Annotated in this window: 12 protein-coding genes and 4 pseudogenes; 8 read left to right on the plus strand and 8 right to left on the minus strand. The window is 51.8% G+C overall.

From position 1 onward, the window contains the following. The first annotated feature begins 10 nt into the window (after nucleotides 1–10). The 6 genes from prmA (at nucleotide 11) to ACQG0T_RS20890 (ending at nucleotide 5,443) form a co-directional block, all read left to right on the plus strand. Nucleotides 11–892, plus strand: a complete 882-nt coding sequence (gene prmA / locus ACQG0T_RS20865) for a 50S ribosomal protein L11 methyltransferase (RefSeq protein WP_047732326.1) — start codon at nucleotides 11–13, stop codon at nucleotides 890–892. 137 nt (nucleotides 893–1,029) lie between these two features. Then, nucleotides 1,030–1,770: a carbonic anhydrase gene (locus tag ACQG0T_RS20870; protein WP_040118165.1), complete on the plus strand. Its 741-nt coding sequence runs from the start codon at nucleotides 1,030–1,032 to the stop codon at nucleotides 1,768–1,770. Between the two features lie 329 nt (nucleotides 1,771–2,099). Continuing rightward, nucleotides 2,100–3,065: a tRNA dihydrouridine synthase DusB gene (dusB, locus tag ACQG0T_RS20875; RefSeq protein WP_426723868.1), complete on the plus strand. Its 966-nt coding sequence runs from the start codon at nucleotides 2,100–2,102 to the stop codon at nucleotides 3,063–3,065. A 23-nt stretch (nucleotides 3,066–3,088) separates the two neighbouring features. After that, nucleotides 3,089–3,385: a DNA-binding transcriptional regulator Fis gene (gene fis / locus ACQG0T_RS20880; protein WP_000462905.1), complete on the plus strand. Its 297-nt coding sequence runs from the start codon at nucleotides 3,089–3,091 to the stop codon at nucleotides 3,383–3,385. A 620-nt stretch (nucleotides 3,386–4,005) separates the two neighbouring features. Further along, on the plus strand, nucleotides 4,006–4,335 hold the full coding sequence (locus tag ACQG0T_RS20885) for a type II toxin-antitoxin system RelE/ParE family toxin (RefSeq protein WP_063613760.1): 330 nt from the start codon (nucleotides 4,006–4,008) through the stop codon (nucleotides 4,333–4,335). Beyond that, on the plus strand, nucleotides 4,328–5,443 hold the full coding sequence (locus tag ACQG0T_RS20890) for a helix-turn-helix domain-containing protein (RefSeq protein WP_271040472.1): 1,116 nt from the start codon (nucleotides 4,328–4,330) through the stop codon (nucleotides 5,441–5,443). The genes ACQG0T_RS20885 and ACQG0T_RS20890 overlap by 8 nt, the downstream gene beginning before the upstream one ends. A gap of 108 nt (nucleotides 5,444–5,551) precedes the next feature. Here ACQG0T_RS20890 and ACQG0T_RS20895 read toward each other — a convergent pair. The 8 genes and pseudogenes from ACQG0T_RS20895 to ACQG0T_RS20930 form a co-directional block, all read right to left on the minus strand. After that, nucleotides 5,552–5,782: pseudogene (locus ACQG0T_RS20895) on the minus strand (terminase TerL endonuclease subunit); the annotation flags it as partial. A gap of 89 nt (nucleotides 5,783–5,871) precedes the next feature. Then, nucleotides 5,872–6,486: a tail assembly protein gene (locus ACQG0T_RS20900; protein WP_039273152.1), complete on the minus strand. Its 615-nt coding sequence runs from the start codon at nucleotides 6,484–6,486 to the stop codon at nucleotides 5,872–5,874. 11 nt (nucleotides 6,487–6,497) lie between these two features. Beyond that, entirely contained in the window at nucleotides 6,498–8,159 is a 1,662-nt protein-coding gene (locus tag ACQG0T_RS20905) for a terminase large subunit (RefSeq protein WP_271040473.1), read from the minus strand. Next, nucleotides 8,143–8,499 (minus strand): phage terminase small subunit P27 family, encoded by a 357-nt coding sequence (locus ACQG0T_RS20910; protein ID WP_000113647.1) that lies wholly within the window; start codon nucleotides 8,497–8,499, stop codon nucleotides 8,143–8,145. The genes ACQG0T_RS20905 and ACQG0T_RS20910 overlap by 17 nt, the downstream gene beginning before the upstream one ends. Before the next feature lie 111 nt (nucleotides 8,500–8,610). Continuing rightward, nucleotides 8,611–8,763, minus strand: a pseudogene (locus ACQG0T_RS20915) (phage head closure protein); the annotation flags it as partial. Beyond that, the gene (locus ACQG0T_RS20920) at nucleotides 8,760–9,995 is read right to left on the minus strand and encodes a phage portal protein (RefSeq protein ID WP_271040474.1); all 1,236 of its coding nucleotides are present in this window, start codon (nucleotides 9,993–9,995) and stop codon (nucleotides 8,760–8,762) included. The gene ACQG0T_RS20920 and the pseudogene ACQG0T_RS20915, both read right to left, overlap by 4 nt. Nucleotide 9,996: 1 nt before the next feature. Further along, a complete protein-coding gene (locus ACQG0T_RS20925) occupies nucleotides 9,997–10,557 on the minus strand; it encodes an HK97 family phage prohead protease (protein WP_019077813.1) in 561 nt (186 codons plus the stop codon). 51 nt (nucleotides 10,558–10,608) lie between these two features. Then, nucleotides 10,609–11,517 (minus strand): annotated as a pseudogene (locus ACQG0T_RS20930) (phage major capsid protein); the annotation flags it as partial. Between ACQG0T_RS20930 and ACQG0T_RS20935 the strand changes: the two are divergent. Both ACQG0T_RS20935 and ACQG0T_RS20940 read left to right on the plus strand, forming a co-directional pair. Next, nucleotides 11,516–12,082: pseudogene (locus ACQG0T_RS20935) on the plus strand (efflux RND transporter periplasmic adaptor subunit); the annotation flags it as partial. The pseudogenes ACQG0T_RS20930 and ACQG0T_RS20935 overlap by 2 nt on opposite strands. 11 nt (nucleotides 12,083–12,093) lie before the next feature. Continuing rightward, nucleotides 12,094–15,207: an efflux RND transporter permease subunit gene (locus tag ACQG0T_RS20940; RefSeq protein WP_017693888.1), complete on the plus strand. Its 3,114-nt coding sequence runs from the start codon at nucleotides 12,094–12,096 to the stop codon at nucleotides 15,205–15,207. Nucleotides 15,208–15,360: the final 153 nt, after the last annotated feature.

Below are 15,360 nucleotides of genomic sequence, written 5' to 3' on the forward strand. Positions count from 1 at the left end.
GAGTTTTGCCATGCCGTGGATCCAATTAAAACTGAACACAACCGGCGCGAACGCCGAAGAACTGAGTGATGCGCTGATGGAGGCCGGTTCGGTCTCTATCACCTTCCAGGACACGCATGACACGCCGGTCTTTGAGCCGCTGCCGGGCGAAACGCGCCTGTGGGGTGATACGGACGTTATCGGCCTGTTCGATGCAGAAACCGACATGAAAGAGGTCGTGGCGATTCTGGAAAACCATCCGCTGCTGGGCGTGGGTTTCGCGCATAAAATTGAACAGCTGGAAGACAAAGACTGGGAACGCGAGTGGATGGACAACTTCCATCCGATGCAGTTTGGTCCGCGTCTGTGGATCTGCCCAAGCTGGCGTGAAGTTCCCGATAAAAACGCCGTCAACGTGATGCTGGATCCGGGTCTGGCGTTCGGCACCGGCACCCACCCGACAACCTCCCTGTGCCTGCAATGGCTGGATGGCCTGGATCTGGAAGGCAAAACCGTGATCGACTTCGGTTGCGGATCCGGGATCCTTGCTATCGCGGCGCTGAAACTGGGCGCGGCAAAAGCCATCGGGATCGACATCGATCCGCAGGCGATTCAGGCCAGCCGTGATAACGCCGAGCGTAATGGCGTTTCCGATCGCCTTGAACTGTATTTGCCCGATGCACAGCCAGAGGCGATGAAAGCCGATGTTGTGGTCGCGAATATCCTGGCTGGCCCGTTACGCGAGCTGGCGCCGTTAATCAGCGTGCTGCCGGTTGAAGGCGGTCTGCTGGGCCTGTCCGGTATCCTTGCCAGCCAGGCAGACAGCGTCTGTGAAGCCTACGCCGATCTCTTCGCGCTCGACCCGGTGGTCGAAAAAGAAGAGTGGTGTCGCATCACCGGCCGTAAAAAATAAGCGTTTGGCGTGGTCGTCTGACCACGCCTTTTCCCTTCGGTTTTTTCTCCCGCCTTCTTCCTTTCTTCGATAAAATAACCGCACAAATCATAATGTTAATTGTTGATTTGGATAATAAAATTCACAGGAAGAATATGATGAAACACATTTCAGGCAAGGCAGCGCTGCTGGCGCTGAGCATGATTTCGGCTACGGCTTACGCATCACACTGGAGTTATCAGGGAGAAGGCTCACCGGAACACTGGGGCGAACTGGACGAGGCGTACAAGACGTGTAAAAGCGGAATGTATCAGTCGCCGGTCAACATAGATAACACGGTCAAAGCCCACATCTCTCCGCTGGAAACGCACTATATCGACGGCCCGGTCATTCTGACAAACAACGGCCATACTATCCAGGCAAGTGAAAATGCCGATACACGCGACAGCATCACGCTTGATAAACAGCGCTGGACGTTACAGCAGTTCCATTTCCATGCGCCATCCGAAAACACGGTGCACGGTAAAAAATACGCAATGGAAATGCATCTGGTCCATAAAAACGCTGACGGCGAACTGACGGTCGTTGCCGTTATGTTCGATCAGGGCGCGGCAAACACTGAACTGGATAAACTCTGGGGCGTGATGCCTGGACAGGTTGACCAGAACGTAACGATTAAGCCAACCCTCGATATGAATAAATTACTGCCCACGGATAAAACCTACTGGCGTTTTAGCGGCTCTCTGACCACGCCACCGTGTTCAGAAGGGGTGACATGGCTGGTGCTCAAGCACCCGCTGACCGTCTCTGCTGAACAGCTGCAAAAATTCACTAACACCATGCACCATGAAAACAGCCGCCCGGTTCAACCGCTTCATGGCCGTCTGGTTGTTGAATAAGTCGATTTTGTACGTTGATATCCTGTGCTGAAATGCGACGCAGATCGCAAAGAAGCGTCATAATCTGCTGCTTATAGCAGCAGATTATCCCGGACAATTGATCCATTTATTCAGAAATGATGAGAAGTTACGGGAAATTGTAAGCGCCCACAAAATGTTCATTTATTCATAACACAATGATTTAAATAGCGAATAATCTTATCCGAAAAGAATGACTGGCGATTCCTTGATCTACAACAGAGGATTGTTCAAAGTTTGGCCTTTCATCTCGTGCAAAAAATGCGTAATATACGCCGCCTTGCAGTCACAGTATGGTCATTTCTTAACTCATGCGCATCGGACACCACCAGCTCAGAAATCGCCTGATCGCAGCCCCAATGGCAGGTATTACCGACCGGCCGTTCAGGACGCTGTGCTACGAGATGGGAGCAGGATTAACCGTTTCCGAGATGATGTCGTCTAACCCGCAGGTTTGGGAAAGCGATAAGTCCCGCCTTCGGATGGTGCACGTGGATGAACCAGGTATCCGCACCGTGCAAATTGCCGGAAGCGTGCCTGAAGAGATGGCAGATGCCGCGCGTATTAACGTGGAAAGTGGCGCCCAGATTATTGATATCAATATGGGTTGCCCGGCCAAAAAGGTGAATCGCAAGCTTGCAGGTTCAGCCCCTCTGCAATACCCCGACCAGGTGAAGTCAATCCTGACGGCGGTTGTCAGCGCAGTGGACGTTCCTGTTACGTTGAAGATTCGCACGGGTTGGTCGCCGGAACACCGTAACTGCGTAGAGATTGCCCAACTGGCCGAAGACTGTGGCATTCAGGCCCTGACCATTCATGGACGCACTCGCGCCTGTTTGTTCAACGGTGAAGCTGAATACGACAGCATTCGGGCAGTTAAGCAGAAAGTTTCCATTCCGATTATCGCGAATGGCGACATTACTGACCCGCTTAAAGCCAGAGCTGTGCTCGACTATACGGGAGCTGATGCTCTGATGATAGGACGTGCCGCTCAGGGAAGACCCTGGATCTTTCGGGAAATCCAGCATTATCTGGACACTGGGGAGCTGCTTGCCCCGCTGCCTCTGGCAGAGGTCAAGCGCTTGCTTTGTTCGCATGTTCGGGAATTGCATGACCACTACGGCCAGGCAAAAGGGTACCGAATTGCGCGTAAACACGTCTCCTGGTATCTCCAGGAGCACGCTCCAAATGACCAGTTTCGGCGCACATTCAACGCCATTGAGGATGCCAGCGAACAGCTGGAGGCGTTGGAGGCATACTTCGAAAATCTTGCGTAATGAAATAAAGAGCTGACAGAACTATGTTCGAACAACGCGTAAATTCTGACGTACTGACCGTTTCTACCGTTAACTCTCAGGATCAGGTGACTCAAAAGCCCCTGCGTGACTCGGTTAAACAGGCACTGAAGAACTATTTTGCTCAACTGAACGGTCAGGATGTTAATGACCTGTATGAGCTGGTACTGGCTGAAGTTGAACAGCCACTGTTGGACATGGTGATGCAATACACCCGTGGTAATCAAACCCGCGCTGCCCTGATGATGGGCATCAACCGTGGTACCCTGCGTAAGAAACTGAAAAAATACGGCATGAACTGATACTAATCAGTTAAGTGTTTGTTTAAAAAGGCGCTACTCAGCATAGGGAAGCGCCTTTTTTATTAAATTGACTGCACCACTGACTGCACCTAATCACGAACATCATTAAACATACCTGAACAAAGCAGCGATCAAAGAGGGCTATGGCAGAAACAAAAAAGCAAATACTAAGGCAAGTCATGTTGAAGCTGGATGAGAGAATACAAATGTCCACGATCGCATTGTATTAGAAAATGTAAATACCCGGTGGACGCCACAGTCAAGTACTTTATGCAAGACCACCTTTACTCCAGCAGTAGTAAGCTTTAACAAGGTAACAAATTCCTCTGTTCTCCCATCCCAGTCTTCATTGACCAAGTGTTCCCCATTGCGCTCCAACGTGCATTTTTACTGATCATCTATCAGGATGGGCGAAGAGAACAAGCTAGGCTACGATAATCTCCCGTGCAATCAAATGTTAACTGCATGGCACTGATTAGAAAATTTAATTTATCCTTTGATTATAAAAAGATAATCATCCTATTTGATTTTTGATAGGTTGTGCCTATGAGAGTTATCAGACTATAGATTAGTAGTTTTTATTTACCTAATTGGTAAATTAATGCTAGAGTGAGGTTAGATTGGAAATCGGCTTCAGTAATAAAAAAATTAAAGAGCTTTGTGAAAACAGAGCTAAAGCTACTAAAAAGTTAGGTGCCGACTGCGCGAAAAAGCTATCTACGCGGTTGAGTGAATTGGAAGCTGCGGCTGATGTTAGCGAACTCGTTGCAGGCCACCCCCATCCTCTTATCGGAGATAGGGCTGGGGAGTTCGCTTTAGATTTAAGCGGTGGCTATCGCATAACCTTCTCTCCAAATCATGAACCTTGTCCAACGCTTCCTGATGGTGGGATAGACTGGGCAAAGGTGACTATCATTAGCATTGAATTTATCGGTGATTACCATGACTAATCTGAGTGCAAAATTTGCGCCAGACTGGGTTTCTCCTCCTGGCGATACAATTACAGACATAATTGAAGAAAAAGGCTGGAACCAGCAAGAACTAGCTGAGCGCCTTGGGATGTCTGAAAAACACTTAAGCCATTTGGTTAACGGCAAGGTCCCCTTGACGGATGACGTTGCGAGGAAGCTTGCTACCGTCTTAGGTAGCACTATTGGATTTTGGCTTTCACGAGAAGCAAAATTCAGGGAGCATCTTGCACGTCTTGAAGAGGAAAAGAAATGCATTGAGTGGGTGGATTGGCTCTCATGCCTTCCGGTTAAAGATCTAATGACTACCTCATCAATACCCAAAAGGCGTGTAGATGACAAAAATAAGCCATCTATAGTTAAAGATTGTCTGCAGTTCTTTGGTATTGCCACTCCAAATGAATGGGACAATTATTATTCAGGAATGCAAGTTGCGTTTCGCCGCTCTAGACAAGAACAGAGCGATATTGGTGCTATTTCAGCATGGCTTCGACTTGGCGAAATAGCAGCTGAAAATTATCATAACATACCAAAATATAACAGAGCACGCTTCGAAAAGTCGCTTTCAGAAATCAGAAAATTGACAACTGAAAGAGCTGAAATTTTTGAACCAATTATGAGGAAACTTCTCGACGAATCTGGCGTATTATTGGTACTTGTGCCCGCAATTCCTAAGGCACATGTTAGTGGTATTGCACGTTGGTTAACTCCTACTAAACCAATAATACAAATGTCGCTTTATGGAAAGACAAATGATCGCTTCTGGTTTACCTTTTTCCACGAAGCAGCGCATATTTTACTTCATGCAAATAATGCAGAGGAAAAAAAAGATGTTTTCCTTGATGACCCCTTATCAGCTAAAAGCGATGATCCAAAAGAGAAAGAGGCTGACAATTGGGCCGGTGAGTGGTTGATACCCGAAAAATACACCACTGAACTTATCAAATTAAGTCGAAAAGATGATGTACGACAATTTTCTAAAAAAATTGGAGTTCACCCAGGAATAGTTGTAGGGCGCTTGCAACATGACAAAATAATTCCCCCTTCATGGATGAATGATTTAAAACAGAGCTTTAGATTTGCAAAATAAAACCAACCCGGCTAAAGCCGGGTTTCGTTCTAGATTAGTTGTTCTGACGTTGTAAGCTCTTAAGCCCGAAGCCCGATTAATAGGATTTAATTAACTAGAAGTGCTCTATCAAATTCCATTAAAATTTCTAAGCCGAGATTTGTGACTGTCGCTCATATCGAAAGCAAAATCCTCATGCTCAGCCTGGAAAGTACCGAACGCCATTAGCGCAGATACCGCCGGGTCAATCTTGTTTGAGGATTTCTTTTTGTTGGGCTTGATGTTGGCGTTGGCGTCAGACTCCATCACCACGTTGCCAATCGCCCAGGCCAGAACCGGATCACCGCGATGGCGCACCATAAGATGATCCCGCCCGTTAAGTTCATGGCCCTCGCGACTAGCAATCTCTTCCAGGGCAGCGATAAGTAAAATTTTATTCATATGAGCCTCTATTGCTGATCTTCTGCATAAATCCCGGCAGAGATAATTGCGCCGCCAATTTCCCGTTGCCCATAAAGCAGGGGTACGGGATTACCGGAAGCTGTCGTATTAACGGGGCCACCAAACGCATAGGAAGGTTTGTTATCAGGCTCCTGCCGCATTCGCAGACCAGAGACCTGAGGGGAAAGCATTTGCACTACACCGCCAACGGCCATTGATGCGCCAACAAGGGCAACATTTAATGCTGCGCCCTTTCCTATGAGTGCCGCGCCAGCGGGGCCAAGAGCTATCCCTCCAGCAATTAATGCAGCGCCAAGAACAGCCTGAAACAGCCCTGCACGTTTACTACCACGGATTACCGGGATTATTCGCAGTTCATCACCTGGCCCAAGCGTCTCAAACTCTTCATGCCCAATATTCCGGCGGTCGCGGAATATGACAAAATCCAGGCCCTTTGCCCGAGCCTCGCGCAGGTATGCATCAAATCCATCAATGGTGTTAGATAGCGCCCTGAATACTTCATTGGCAGACGTTAACGCGCGGCGATGTGTCCTGCCAAATCGCTGAGCCATTGAGCCGCTGAGTTTTATCGTGGTTTTCATAGTAGTTAATACCTGTTGCATATTACCCCCTGTCAGATACCGTTAAATGTCGCCAACCGTTGTTTGTGGTTGTCGCTCATATCGAAAGCAAAATCCTCATGCTCGGCCTGGAAGGTGCCGAACGCCATCAGCGCAGATACCGCCGGGTCTATCTTGTTGGAGGATTTCTTTTTGTTGGGCTTGATATTGGCATTGGCGTCGGACTCCATCACCACGTTTCCAATCGCCCAGGCCAGAACCGGATCGCCACGATGGCGCACCACCTTGCGGTTAACAAAAACCTCAAAGGATTTCGCTACCGGGCTGAATTTCAGATAGGTTTGCGGGAACGGCTCCACATCGAGGCCAGCCCCCTGCAACTGAGTGCGCAAGTGTGTGGCGTTCCACGTATCAAAGCCCACCAGCCGGATATTGAAGGTTTCAGCGTCACGCAGGATATCGTCACGGATGCGGTCATAGTCGATACAGTCGCCGGGTGTGGTGCGTATCCAGCCCGCTTTCACCCACTGGCGGTAGATTGCGCGGTTTTTGTTGGCGACGTTAAGCAGTTGGGCTTCCGGCAGATAGTGACGGGTCAACAGGCGGATCTCCCTGTCGAACGGGAAAGCGTAGCTCACACTGGTGATATCACTGGTTGAGGACAGGTCAAACCCGGCATAACATTCCATTCCGACCAGCTCCGCTTCGGTATAATCGAGCGCACAGGCATCCCATGCGCCAGCGCCCATCCACGGCGTGGAGCCCTGGCACCAGATGTTGAAACGTTTGGTGAGCATTTCCACCCACTGCGACGGTATGCCCCGTGCTTTCTGGATGGTGGATTCCAGTTTCGCCGCGTCAACGGACACATGCAGGTTAGGGTTTGCCTTGATCCACATTTCCGGCTGCTCAACCTCGCTTTCGTCGTCCAGCTCGTATATCAGGACAAACAGAGAATCGTTGCTCTCTTCCCCGGCCAGAATCTGACAGCAGTAGTCATAATGCTGCTTACAGGCAGAGACAACGTTACTCCCGGCGGTGGTGATGGCGAACAGGATCGCCTCCGGACGCGCCCCCATCCCCAGTTCAAGCGCGGAATAAACGCCATTATCCGGGTGAAGGTGGTATTCATCGACAATCGCCAGGCTGGGGTTAGTCCCCTCAATGGTGGCCGCTTTCGCCGCCAGCGGCTTTAACAGGCTGTTGCTCTTCGGGAAAATGACCTTGTGCGCCTGAATACTGACGCGCTTTTTCAGCGGTTTTGACAGCAAACACATCTGGCGGGCGTCGTCGAACACGATGCGGGCCTGATCGCGACTCACTGCCGCCGTGTAGATATCCTGCTGTCCTTTCTCCATCACCAGGAACCAGTTAGCCAGCATGGCGGCCACCGTGGATTTGGCGTTCTTGCGCGGCACCTCAATAAAGGCGCTGCTGTACTTACGGCGGCCTGTCTCTCTGACTTTAAAGCCCAGCAGGTTAGCAAAGGCGAACTGCTGCCACGGTTCCAGATCAATTGGCTGGCCCCGAAGCGGGCCTTTGACGTGAGGACAGAGCCGGGAGAACGCAATAAACCGCTCTACAGTCGCCGTATCGAACTCATAACGGGGGTCATTCAGGTCTGAAAAGTACCTTTCAACGGCCTGTTTTACACGCTTACAGGCCGGAGTTTCTCCTGTTTTTATCGCATTTGCGTACTCATTCCAGACGGTCAAGCTCGTCTTCCTCTTCCGTTTCCACCGGGTTACGGCGACGGCTTACCGGATCAAAGCCCAGCAGTGACGACATTTTAATCATGATTTTTTCAGCATCGGCCTTTGCACTCAGTGCCGGATTTCGGCTCTCGCCACCCTGGCTGTTAACAATGCTGAACCCACGGCTGGCAAGGTCTTCCACAGCTTTGCGGTACATCGAATAGTTGACGCAAAAAAGCTCAAGGTTGTTCCAGTCGGCGGGTGTCAGATCGCCACGCTCGGCCAGTTGCTTCGCTTTCGCTTTCCACTGCTGCGCGGCTAACTCATCAAGGTAAGCTGGCGGTTTTGGTGGTCTTGCCATAAAAATTTCTCGTTTCCATCGCGTTTTATTTTCAAAAAAATCACCGTGCGTAAAAATTTGAGGGGGCGGGTGGTTCCTCGCTGAGAGGGGTTTGTCTTTAAAACCTCCCCCACCTGACGCCATTAACTCTCGGCCACTGATCCCCTTAACCTCAGCCCATATGGTTTCCCCGTCTTCCCAGACCTGAACAACCTGACCGGACGGCTCCCTGTGGGTAGTGAATACCCGAATAGTGACGCGGCTTCTCAGCCCCCCGGCTCTCATGCGTCACCTTCCTTGCCGTCTTTGCTGATCTTCACTTCCTGCTTCCATGCCTGGCTGAATTCGTCACCACCTTCACGCGGCGGCATCCCCTCGCGCTCACGGGCTTCGTTCGGGTTCATGATCCCGTTCTTAATGCCTCGCTCATAAGTGGCGTAACGCTCGGTAGGTGTGGCACGGAGAAGGTCAGCAGAGTCAAACTCCACCTGATAGCGGGTTCCCGGAACCGGAGAGGCCACCAGCAGCGCAGATTTGATTTGTTGTTCGAAGTTCGCCAGCCACGGGCGCATTGTCATAGTGAGAAATGCGCGGCTCGCTTCGCTGAAATTGCTGTAGGTGCTGTTGCTGTATTCCTGCAAGAAGATGGGCGACACGTTGAACATGCGGGCAATGTCTTCAATGGTGAAGCGACGGGAGGCCAGCCATTCGGCATCCTGATTGCTCATTCCAAGCTGCTTGTAGTCCATGCCACCTTCAAGGATCGGTGTTTTACCGGCATTTCTGGCGCCCTTGTAGCGATCCAGTGCATCCATCGCCTGTTTGCCCTTCACGCTATCGAGCCACTCTTTAGTGACCACCACGCCAGCCGCCATCATGCCATCTTTCATAATGCTGGCACCGTGGCGCTGCTGTGCCAGACCTAACCCCAGCGCCTCACGGCAGACGGTGATAGGCGAACGCCCCAGAAAGCCATCATCGGTGGAGTAACGCAGGTGCAGAATCTCTTCCTGTAGATAGGTGCGCACAGCCCCGGTAAACGGCTCTGTAACGGTGTATTTGTACTTATGCTGGCCGATACGCTCAGGAACAACCGCCCCCGGCGCATACGGGTGCAGGGATTGCGGCTGGCCGTCGCGGCCCCACGTGATCACCGCATAGGCGTTACCATTCAGCAGACAATGGCGCATCATCGTGCGTTTAAACTGATAAGGCGTCTGGCAGTCGTTCGGCTGCTCGTTCAGGAGAAAATCCACTGGGTGATTACTCAGCCATTCTCGCGCCTCACGACCATTATCATTACGGACGCGGTAGAGATAGCAGGGCATTGTTGCCACCGCCTCACTGATAACTGATACGGCGTTCATGACCGCCGGCAGAGATTCCGCAGTACCCGCAGACACATACTCGCCTGATCCTGTATTTGGAATCCCTGCCATCGCCAGCCACTCATCAATGGTCATACTGCGCTGTTCGGAGGGTTCAGACTTACGGCCAAACGGCCAGATATTCCACATATCAAAGCCCCGCTAATTCAGCCCAGCGGCGACGGTTATCGCCAGCGCGGCGCAGTTCAGGATGTTGGGAGAAAAGCGAACGGTGCGCAATTTCCACGCCAGACTCAGGATAAGCAGGCATAGAGGTAACGGTAATCTCCCGCAGTTCGGCAGCGGTAACAGTGCGCAGGTATGGAGACTGAGCAATATCCCACGCCTCTTTCAGCGCACGAAAACCGAAGCTCATGCCAGAGATATCACCGCGCTCCACCAGCTCCAGCACATCGTTGCCAAGCTGGGTATTCGGCGGGGTCAGCTCGAAGCGCAGCCCGGTATCGTCTTCGGACAGCACCAGCGTGCCGGATTTGGTGCGGCCCAGCAGCTGGGTATAGTTATGCTCGTACAGCGCACGCACATCGCTACCGGATGCCAGGCTGTCTTTAAACGCTCCCGGCGCAAACTGCTCGCGGAACTCGTCCCAGATAATTTCTGAGAGACTGTTCCAGCGCACGGCATAGCCCACCAGCTTTTTGTTGCTGGCGCTCACTTCGGAGGTACGGATTTCAAAATCGATTGTTTTCATTACTGGACTCCACAGAGGGCAAAAAGGGGCCGAAGCCCCTTAAACGTCAAATCAGGAACCGGAGCCGGAAAGCTCAAGCACCTTGATGGCGTTGGAGTCCACTACGCCGCCGCCCAGGTATTTATCGGTATGCACCTTATAGAAACCCGGTTCGGTGATGTTGTCAGGACGGGTACGCACGCCAGTGGTGTGATCTACGATGAAATAGCCGCGCTTGAAGTCGCCAACCGCGAGGAACGCTTTGCCCGCCTCCGCATCCGGCATGGTTTCCAGATACTGAACAGGACGGCCCAGCAGCGTATCGGGAGAACCGGCAACCAGACGATCGCGCCAGATGTAATCCCCGTTGCCGTTTTTCAGCTTTTGCAGTTTGGCGGCGGTGTTGGAGTTCATCACCCATACGGCGTTTTTGCGGTATTTGGATTTCAGCTTATACAGAAGGTCGATCAGGTCATCAGAGGAAACGTCAGAGTAAACGTCAGCAGTTTCCATCTTCTCCAGCGTACCGAAAGGACGGGTTTTATCGGCAGTGGCCGCACGAGGGTAAGACAGGAAGCCTTTGGATTTTTTATCACCGTCGCCGTTTACGAAGTCACTCTCTTCGGTAGCGGTGAAAGTGTCGGCAATTTCAGAAGACAGCCAGCCCAGAATATCCACCTCGGAGAAGTCGAGAATCTCCTGAGTGGTTTTCGGGTAGGCGTAGATCGGGTTGAGTTTGATATCAACGCGCTCCATCTTCGGCGTGCTGGTTTCGGTACGTGGTTCACCTTCGGTGCCGCGATTAACGGTAGTACCGCCCACAGATACCAGCTTCTGGTATTCGTTGGTTTTGGTGGTCTTCACCGTTGCGATGGAGCGCATCACGCTATCATCCTGCAACTGGCGCATGATCTCTTTGTCAAGCTCAGGAATAACGGTATAACCGCCGTCAGCCTGCACCAGCGTGGAGAGAGAGCGGGTAGTCACTAATGGCCAGGCAACTGCACTGGCGACGGTTCAGCAACTCGATCCCATTTATGTCGATGTGACGCAATCCAGCAGCGATTTTATGCGCCTGAAGCAGCAGACGAGCCTGCAAAAGGGAGACACCAGCAGCGTCGAGTTGCTGATGGAAAATGGCCAGCCTTATCCGCTGAAAGGAACGCTCCAGTTCTCTGATGTCACGGTAGATGAAAGTACCGGCTCAATCACCCTTCGCGCCCTCTTCCCTAACCCACAGCATATGCTGTTACCGGGTATGTTTGTCCGTGCGCGCATCGATGAAGGTACGCAACCTGATGCCATACTGGTTCCCCAGCAGGGAGTAACCCGTACACCACGCGGAGATGCCACCGTGCTTGTGGTAAATGAGAAAAACCAGGTGGAATCACGCACTGTCGTTGCACCGCAGGCGATTGGCGATCGCTGGCTGATCACGGAAGGCCTCAAAAACGGCGACCGCGTCATTATCAGCGGCCTGCAAAAAGTTCGCCCTGGCGTCACCGTCGTGGCTATTCCTGATACCGCAGCGACTCCAGCCAGTTAAGGAATAACGACATGGCTAATTTCTTTATTCAACGGCCTGTTTTCGCCTGGGTACTCGCCATCATTCTGATGATTGCGGGCGGGCTGGCCATTTTAAAACTACCGGTCGCGCAATATCCGACCATTGCGCCGCCGGCGGTTGCGGTGACAGCAACCTACCCGGGCGCTGATGCCCAGACGGTACAGGACACCGTCACTCAGGTTATCGAACAGAACATGAACGGTATCGATAATTTGATGTACATGTCGTCCACCAGTGATTCCGCTGGTAACGTCACCATCACCCTGACGTTCGAGTCGGGTACGGATCCTGATATTGCGCAGGTGCAGGTTCAGAACAAACTTCAGCTCGCCATGCCGCTGCTGCCACAAGAAGTGCAGCAGCAGGGGATCGGCGTGGAGAAATCCAGCAGCAGCTTCCTGCTGGTTGCAGGCTTTGTGTCGGACAATAAAAACCTCACGCAGGATGATATCTCCGACTATGTCGCTTCTAACGTAAAAGATGCGATCAGCCGTACTTCCGGCGTCGGTGACGTGCAGTTGTTCGGTGCCCAGTATGCAATGCGCATCTGGCTGGACAGCAACGCGATGAACAAATATCAGCTCACGCCGCTGGATATCATTAACCAGCTAAAAACGCAGAACGACCAGATTGCTGCGGGCCAGTTGGGCGGAACACCGTCCGTACCTGGGCAGCAACTGAACGCCTCAATTATTGCTCAAACGCGTCTGAAATCGCCGGAGGAGTTTGGTCGTGTGACGCTGAAGGTGAACCAGGACGGTTCAATGGTCCACCTGAAAGATGTGGCCCGCATTGAGCTGGGTGGCGAAAACTACAATATGGTCACCAAAATCAATGGCCAGGCAGCAACGGGGCTGGGGATCAAGCTGGCGACTGGCGCAAACGCGCTGGATACCGCTGCCGCCATCAAGAGTAAACTGGCGCAGTTGCAGCCCTTCTTCCCTCAAGGCCTGAAAGTCGTGTATCCGTACGACACTACACCTTTCGTGAAGATCTCAATCCATGAAGTGGTGAAGACACTGTTTGAAGCGATTGTTCTCGTGTTCCTGGTGATGTACTTGTTCCTGCAAAACCTGCGGGCAACGCTTATTCCGACGATCGCCGTGCCCGTGGTGTTACTGGGCACCTTTGCGGTACTGGCTGCGTTCGGGTTCTCCATTAACACCCTGACGATGTTCGGGATGGTATTGGCGATAGGTCTGCTCGTCGATGACGCCATCGTGGTGGTCGAGAACGTAGAACGCGTCATGGTTGAGGACAAGCTGCCGCCAAAAGAGGCGACGCAGAAGTCGATGGAGCAAATCCAGGGCGCTCTGGTGGGCATTGCCATGGTGCTTTCGGCGGTATTTATTCCGATGGCATTCTTTGGTGGTTCAACCGGGGCTATCTATCGTCAGTTCTCGCTGACCATTGTCTCCGCGATGGCCTTGTCGGTACTGGTGGCGTTGATATTAACGCCTGCTCTTTGTGCCACGCTGCTCAAACCGGTTTCCAGCGAACATCATGAAAAGAAAGGTGGTTTCTTCGGCTGGTTTAACGCGCTCTTTGATAAAAGTGTGGAGCATTACAGCAACAGCGTGAGCGGCATTTTACGTAAAACCGGCCGCTATCTGCTGGTTTACGTCATCATCGTCGGCGGCATGGCAGTTCTGTTCCTGCGCCTGCCTTCCTCCTTCCTGCCGGAAGAGGATCAGGGGGTGTTTATGACGATGGTTCAGTTGCCGGCAGGGGCGACGCAGATGCGTACCCAGCAGGTACTGGATCAGGTTCAGGATTATTACCTGACGAAAGAGAAAGCGAACGTTGAATCGGTCTTTACCGTAAACGGTTTTAGCTTTAGCGGACAGGGGCAGAACTCCGGTATCGCTTTCGTCAGCCTGAAGCCATGGGAAGAACGCCCGGGCAAGGAAAACGGCGTTGAGGCGATTGTCAGCCGCGCGACGAAAGCGTTCAGCCAGATCAAAGACGGTCTTGTATTTCCGTTTAACCTGCCTGCCATTATTGAACTGGGTACCGCAACAGGCTTTGACTTTGAACTGATTGACCAGGCAAACCTGGGGCATACGCAGTTAACCCAGGCGCGTAACCAGCTGCTGGGCATGGTGAGAGAACATCCTGACTTACTGGTCCGCGTGCGTCCTAACGGACTGGAAGATACGCCACAGTTCAAGCTGGACGTCGATCAGGAGAAGGCACAGGCGCTGGGTGTGAGCGTGTCTGACGTCAATCAGACGATTTCAACAGCCCTGGGTGGCACCTATGTGAACGACTTTATCGATCACGGACGGGTGAAAAAAGTTTATGTGCAGGCTGATGCTCGCTTCCGTATGCTACCTGGAGACATTAACGGACTGTATGTGCGTAGCGCTAACGGCGAAATGGTGCCTTTCTCTGCCTTTAGCAGCTCTCACTGGGTGTACGGTTCACCGCGTCTGGAACGTTACAATGGGATGCCGTCAATGGAGATCCTCGGTGAGTCTGCCCCTGGCAAAAGTACCGGTGAGGCAATGGCGTTGATGGAAAGCCTTGCGTCAAAACTGCCTTCCGGCATCGGCTACGACTGGACGGGGATGTCTTATCAGGAACGACTTTCCGGGAATCAGGCTCCGGCGCTGTACGCCATCTCACTGATTGTGGTGTTCCTGTGTCTGGCGGCCCTCTATGAAAGTTGGTCAATTCCCTTCTCGGTCATGCTGGTTGTGCCGCTGGGGGTGATCGGCGCGCTTCTGGCTGCATCAATGCGAGGGCTGAACAATGACGTTTACTTCCAGGTTGGTCTGCTTACGACAATTGGTTTATCAGCCAAGAACGCCATACTGATCGTTGAGTTCGCCAAGGATCTCATGGATAAAGAAGGCAAAGGGATTATCGAAGCCACGCTTGAAGCCTCGCGTATGCGTCTGCGTCCTATCCTGATGACTTCCCTGGCATTCATCCTTGGTGTTATGCCTCTGGTCATCAGCAGCGGTGCAGGTAGTGGGGCACAAAATGCGGTCGGGACGGGCGTGATGGGCGGGATGCTGTCAGCCACCCTGTTGGCCATTTTCTTTGTTCCTGTTTTCTTTGTGGTTGTCCGGAGACGGTTTACAAAGCACAAGGATTAATGAAAATCATAAAGGCACCTCTGGTGCCTTTTTTATTTCCTGAAAACAATGTAAAAACACATCCCCTCTTCACATTTCCTCCATTAATAATCAGTGCCCGCGCTTTTTTCTTCATAATTTTTACAATCCACACAAATTGAGATTATTCCCCGT

Origin of the sequence: Enterobacter cloacae complex sp. 302F9 (genome assembly GCF_050030335.1) — a bacterium.
In the GTDB taxonomy this organism is placed as follows: domain Bacteria; phylum Pseudomonadota; class Gammaproteobacteria; order Enterobacterales; family Enterobacteriaceae; genus Enterobacter; species Enterobacter hormaechei_C.

Bases quoted from the DNA above. Each gene is read 5' to 3' on its own strand.
- ACQG0T_RS20870 (WP_040118165.1), top strand. From the start codon at position 1,030: ATGAAACACATTTCAGGCAAGGCAGCGCTGCTGGCGCTGAGCATGATT.
- ACQG0T_RS20890 (WP_271040472.1), top strand. From the start codon at position 4,328: ATGACTAATCTGAGTGCAAAATTTGCGCCAGACTGGGTTTCTCCTCCT.
- dusB (WP_426723868.1), top strand. From the start codon at position 2,100: ATGCGCATCGGACACCACCAGCTCAGAAATCGCCTGATCGCAGCCCCA.
- ACQG0T_RS20925 (WP_019077813.1), bottom strand. From the start codon at position 10,557: ATGAAAACAATCGATTTTGAAATCCGTACCTCCGAAGTGAGCGCCAGC.
- ACQG0T_RS20910 (WP_000113647.1), bottom strand. From the start codon at position 8,499: ATGGCAAGACCACCAAAACCGCCAGCTTACCTTGATGAGTTAGCCGCG.
- ACQG0T_RS20940 (WP_017693888.1), top strand. From the start codon at position 12,094: ATGGCTAATTTCTTTATTCAACGGCCTGTTTTCGCCTGGGTACTCGCC.
- ACQG0T_RS20900 (WP_039273152.1), bottom strand. From the start codon at position 6,486: ATGCAACAGGTATTAACTACTATGAAAACCACGATAAAACTCAGCGGC.
- prmA (WP_047732326.1), top strand. From the start codon at position 11: ATGCCGTGGATCCAATTAAAACTGAACACAACCGGCGCGAACGCCGAA.
- ACQG0T_RS20920 (WP_271040474.1), bottom strand. From the start codon at position 9,995: ATGTGGAATATCTGGCCGTTTGGCCGTAAGTCTGAACCCTCCGAACAG.
- fis (WP_000462905.1), top strand. From the start codon at position 3,089: ATGTTCGAACAACGCGTAAATTCTGACGTACTGACCGTTTCTACCGTT.